Annotated in this window: 7 protein-coding genes; 6 read left to right on the top strand and 1 reads right to left on the bottom strand. The window is 44.7% G+C overall.

Annotation, left to right across the window (positions count from 1 at the left end; all coding sequences use genetic code 11):
- Positions 1 to 4: 4 nt before the first annotated feature.
- From C7B77_RS24935 to C7B77_RS29405, 6 genes are all read left to right on the top strand, one after another.
- On the top strand, positions 5 to 1096 hold the full coding sequence (locus C7B77_RS24935) for a nucleotidyltransferase domain-containing protein (protein ID WP_106311281.1): 1092 nt from the start codon (positions 5 to 7) through the stop codon (positions 1094 to 1096).
- Positions 1097 to 1438: 342 nt separating this feature from the next.
- A complete protein-coding gene (locus C7B77_RS24930; protein ID WP_106311278.1) occupies positions 1439 to 1921 on the top strand; it encodes a GNAT family N-acetyltransferase in 483 nt (160 codons plus the stop codon).
- Positions 1922 to 2000: 79 nt separating this feature from the next.
- Positions 2001 to 2210 (top strand): hypothetical protein, encoded by a 210-nt coding sequence (locus tag C7B77_RS24925; RefSeq protein ID WP_015157623.1) that lies wholly within the window; start codon positions 2001 to 2003, stop codon positions 2208 to 2210.
- Positions 2211 to 2825 carry a PIN domain-containing protein gene (locus C7B77_RS24920; RefSeq protein ID WP_106311275.1) on the top strand — a complete coding sequence of 205 codons (615 nt, stop codon included), beginning with the start codon at positions 2211 to 2213 and terminating at the stop codon, positions 2823 to 2825.
- 287 nt (positions 2826 to 3112) lie between these two features.
- Positions 3113 to 3331 (top strand): DUF4327 family protein, encoded by a 219-nt coding sequence (locus tag C7B77_RS24915; RefSeq protein WP_015157621.1) that lies wholly within the window; start codon positions 3113 to 3115, stop codon positions 3329 to 3331.
- Between the two features lie 27 nt (positions 3332 to 3358).
- Positions 3359 to 3592 (top strand): hypothetical protein, encoded by a 234-nt coding sequence (locus C7B77_RS29405; protein ID WP_146138507.1) that lies wholly within the window; start codon positions 3359 to 3361, stop codon positions 3590 to 3592.
- Positions 3593 to 3610: 18 nt separating this feature from the next.
- Here the strand turns inward: C7B77_RS29405 and C7B77_RS24910 are convergent, their stop codons facing one another.
- On the bottom strand, positions 3611 to 4153 hold the full coding sequence (locus C7B77_RS24910; protein WP_106311272.1) for an NADPH-dependent FMN reductase: 543 nt from the start codon (positions 4151 to 4153) through the stop codon (positions 3611 to 3613).
- Positions 4154 to 4359: the final 206 nt, after the last annotated feature.

Raw genomic sequence — 4359 nt, 5'->3', positions numbered from 1 at the left:
CCCGATGCAACGTCTAGAAGTCGAACAACGCACGATCCTAATTGGCTTGGCTGGTAGCCATGGCTATGGCTTGAGCCGTCCCGGTTCCGATTTGGACTATCGGGGGGTATTTATTGCGGGGAAGCCATATTATTTAGGTTTCGATAAAGTCGAGCAAAAAGATAGTGGTTGGGATACCGAACCAGGGATGTTGGACTTTCTCGACGGACAGAAGGATACAGTTATTTACGAGCTGAAAAAATTCATTCAACTTTTGGCTGGAGCCAACCCTAATATCATCGAACTACTCTGGCTCAAAGATTATCCAGTCAAAACCGAAGTCGGCAAATATTTAATTCAGAATCGTCGAATGTTTCTGAGCAAACGCGTCAAACATACTTATTCTGGATATGCTTTTGCCCAAATCAAGAAGATCGAGTCGCATCGAAAATGGTTGCTCAATCCTCCTCAAGAAAGACCAACACCTGAAAAATTCGGCCTAACTGGAGAACGTCCGTTAAACAAAGAAGAGTTGAATGCTTTTTTGGAATATCTCTATGCTCTAGTGCGTGGCAAGATCGAATATCTAGCAGAAGCACAAGAACTGCATCAATTATTAACTGGAGATATCGATTACAAGGGACTGCTAAAACAACACAATCTCACAGATGATGTTTTAGAGTACACCCAAAATTTGACGAATAGTCGCGGCGATTTCATCAAATTACTTCAAAAAAGTCAGCAATATCAAAATGCCTTGCGCGAGTGGAATGCTTACCAATCCTGGCAAACCAATCGCAATCCCACTCGTGCGGGGATGGAAAAACAATCGGGTTTCGATCTCAAACACGCCATGCACTGCATCCGATTATTACGCAGTGGCTTAGAAATTTTACGATCGGGTGAAGTATTTGTCGATCGACAGGAAGTCGGCGATGCTGATGAATTTAGAGCAATTCTCAATGGCGAATTAACTTACGAGCAGGTAACAGCACTTGCCGATAATTTAGTTGCCGAACTCGATCGCGCATATGACGATTCGATTCTCCCCCATCATCCCGATCTTCCGGCTATCAATCAATTATGTATCGAGTTAGTAGAGATGCAAGGATGGTGAGTTAGGGGATAGTGAATAGTGGATAATTGATATTGAATAGTTGATAGTGGATAGTTGATACTCCCTTCTCGCTCTAAGATTATAGATTAGACTTTGTGCTTTGTTCTCTGCGCTCTTTGCGCCTCTGCGGTTAAATATATGGATCTCTGCATGAGTAACTCAATCGTGGTGAGATCTATATTCTTCTGGCGGGAAGGGAGTAGTTGATATAGTAATCCTATTCCAAGTTATTGTTGATAATGAATTAAATTTTAAGCCCACTTACCATTCACTATTCACTATTCACTATTCACTATTCACTATTCACTATTCACTATTCACTATTCACTATTCACTATCCAGATGCTAAAAATTAGACCCGCACAAGAGCAAGATGTCGATGTTATTTTTGAGTTGATTGGAGGGTTGGCGGAGTATGAAAACTTGACCGATCGAGTGACGGGAAATACCGAACTATTGCGATCGCATTTATTTGGAGAACAACCTTATGCGGAAGTTATAATTGCAGAATTAGAAGAGCGAACGATCGGGTTTGCGTTATTCTTTCATAGTTACTCGACCTTTCTCACGCAACCGGGGCTTTACCTCGAAGATGTGTTCGTGCGTCCCGAATATCGCCGCCAAGGGGTCGGTAAAGCGTTGATGACTAGCGTAGCCAAAATCGCCCACGATCGCGGTTGCGGGCGGTTAGAGTGGTCTGTACTAGACTGGAATCAAAACGCGATCGAGTTTTATCAAAGTCTGGGTGCGACAGTGTTGCCAGACTGGAGAATTTGTCGGATGAGTGCCGACATACTCGCTAAGTTTGGACGATCGAAGCAATGAAATTGTTAAGACTGGGCACGAACGCCTAAATAACGATTAAAATTTAGATAAGTAAGATACATTTTCAGGAGGGGGATCGATGTTAACAATCTGGATAAACGAACAATTAGATCCTGGCGGCTTGATGTATGCCTGCATCGCTTCACGTAGTGAAGAACTAGCCAGAGACTGTCACGAATCTTTCGATCGCAATCTCACGACCGAGCAAAAACAACTAGGCTGGATCGCGAGACTGCGTACAGTCGCATCGTGGGACGAAGTTCCCGTCAATTCACTGAATTTAGGCTAGATGACATCGATCGAGAAAGCCACTCCATCTACCATTCTATTTATCGATTATGAAAATGTTACTCAAGTAAGATTGTCTAGTCTGCAACGACCCAATCTCAAGATTTTCATTTTTGTCGGCTGCACTCAAGCCAAGATTCCTTTCGATCTCGTGCGCGAGGCGCATCAATTGGGTGCGGCGGTGGAGTGGATTGGCGTAGAAGAAACGGGGCCAAATGCTCTAGACTTTCATATTGCCTTTTATCTCGGTCAAGTCAGTCTGCAATCGCCTACATCTAGCTACGTTATTCTTTCACGCGATCGCGGTTTCGACCCGCTGATCCAACATTTAGGTAAGTTGGGTATTTCCTGTCGTCGCATCGATAGTTTGGAGTTGCTCTCTGGGCGAGCAGATCTGACTCATTCTCAAGATTTTTTATCCGATATCGCCGTAGCTAAATTATCTGCGGTAATTCCTAAAAGCAGGCCGAAAAAAAGAGCGACTTTATACACCTATCTCAGGTCGATCCTCTCTAAGTATCAACCGAGCGAGCCAGAAGTCAAACAATTGCTAGATACTTGGTTCGCGACAGGTAAAATCGTCGAATCCAAAGAAAAAATCAATTATAAATTTTGATGCGACGCGCTCGACTAACCAGCAGCCCCACTCAATCTCGATTTGGCGGCGATCGTAATAACCCAACCAATCGATCGCAACATCCACACTGACAAAACCAGGTGAAGTCTGCGAACATATCCATAAACCTGTAAATACTCACCAAAATTAAGTTTGACAATCTACACGGTTGTGCGGTACAAGTAGAAAGGTAAATTTTCCTAGCAGATCGCATTACTAGAGCTAGCACGAGCATTTAGCAGGAAAATAGTTTCACATTAAGCATTCAAACAATTAAATCTTTATCTATGACTCAGCAAGTGCTTCACCCGATGGTGAAAATGCAACGTCAAGTCGAATCTTTGGTAGCATCCAAGATTCTCAGTCCAAGCGATCGCATTTGGAAGATTGCCTTTCTGTATGGCGATAAGTGGCAATACTGGAAAAATGAACTCTTAGAATTTGGTTTCACACTCCAAGATCCAGTCAGCGAGTTACTCGACGTTGAAGGTTGGGACGAAGATTAACTTTTAGTCTCGAATAGACAGTTAATTTTGTGGCAATCGAGCGGTGCGACATCAGCTTACGCTCTCGCCCAGCGATGCTCGTTCCATGTCGCCAAAGACGAGGCTATGCCTGTCTTGTCGCGCTGCTTGGTGCAACACATGCGGAGGGAACCTCCGCGTGGTTGCATCCGCTTTTTACGGCGGGTTTCCCGCCGTTCGCGTAGCGTCTGCGTAGCAGAAACGCGCGACGCTACAGCAGGTTGCGCCAACGCCAACAAATAGATAAGCCAAGTCTAAAATTTACCGCTCGATATCGATCTCACTCACCAAACTAGCTAACAGAGAGCTAAGTGCTAATTCTGTCTCTAAATCAGTCAGCTCGGATCGATCGTTAAATTTATTATAAACAGCCGGAATACACAAAATCGAACCGTCGGCAATCTCTGCCATCATCACTCTAAGCGTTTGTACGAGTGCGGCATTGGCTTTGGCACCGCCATCTGGAGATGGCGACGCACTGATGACAGCCGTAGGTTTGTGCATAAACTCGCCGGAAGAGACGATCCAGTCGAGAGCATTTTTGAGTGAGCCAGGTACGCCATGCGCGTATTCCGGAGTGCAAAACAAGATGCCATCAGCCGCTTGAAGCTGAGTTCGCCAATCTTGCACCGCTGCAATTGCCAGCTCGTCATCGAGTTCGGGATTAAAATGTGGCAACTCGCCCATGCCATCATAAATTGACAGCTCGACGCGATCGGTTGCTAATTCCATCATCGATCGCAAGATATTAGTATTGCTAGAATTAGACCGCAAGCTGCCAGAGATGGCCAGAATTTTTACCACGATCGTTAAACTACTAGATGATTGTTACTCGTTGGCGATCTTCATCATATCAGGGCAGAAGGCAGAAGGTAGGCTTTAGGTTTTAGGCTTTAGGCTTTAGGCTTTAGGTTTTAGGCTTTAGGCTTTAGGAGATAGGATACGCAATGATTACCCATTACCCATCCACCCATCCACTCATCCACTCATCCACTCATCCACTCATCCAC

This window comes from Chamaesiphon polymorphus CCALA 037 (genome assembly GCF_003003845.1).
In the GTDB taxonomy this organism is placed as follows: domain Bacteria; phylum Cyanobacteriota; class Cyanobacteriia; order Cyanobacteriales; family Chamaesiphonaceae; genus Chamaesiphon; species Chamaesiphon polymorphus.
Note: the sequence above shows the minus strand (reverse complement) of the source record. Positions and strands in the feature narration are given on the sequence as shown.

Bases quoted from the DNA above. Each gene is read 5' to 3' on its own strand.
- C7B77_RS24935 (WP_106311281.1), top strand. From the start codon at position 5: ATGCAACGTCTAGAAGTCGAACAACGCACGATCCTAATTGGCTTGGCT.
- C7B77_RS24930 (WP_106311278.1), top strand. From the start codon at position 1,439: ATGCTAAAAATTAGACCCGCACAAGAGCAAGATGTCGATGTTATTTTT.
- C7B77_RS24925 (WP_015157623.1), top strand. From the start codon at position 2,001: ATGTTAACAATCTGGATAAACGAACAATTAGATCCTGGCGGCTTGATG.
- C7B77_RS24920 (WP_106311275.1), top strand. From the start codon at position 2,211: ATGACATCGATCGAGAAAGCCACTCCATCTACCATTCTATTTATCGAT.
- C7B77_RS24915 (WP_015157621.1), top strand. From the start codon at position 3,113: ATGACTCAGCAAGTGCTTCACCCGATGGTGAAAATGCAACGTCAAGTC.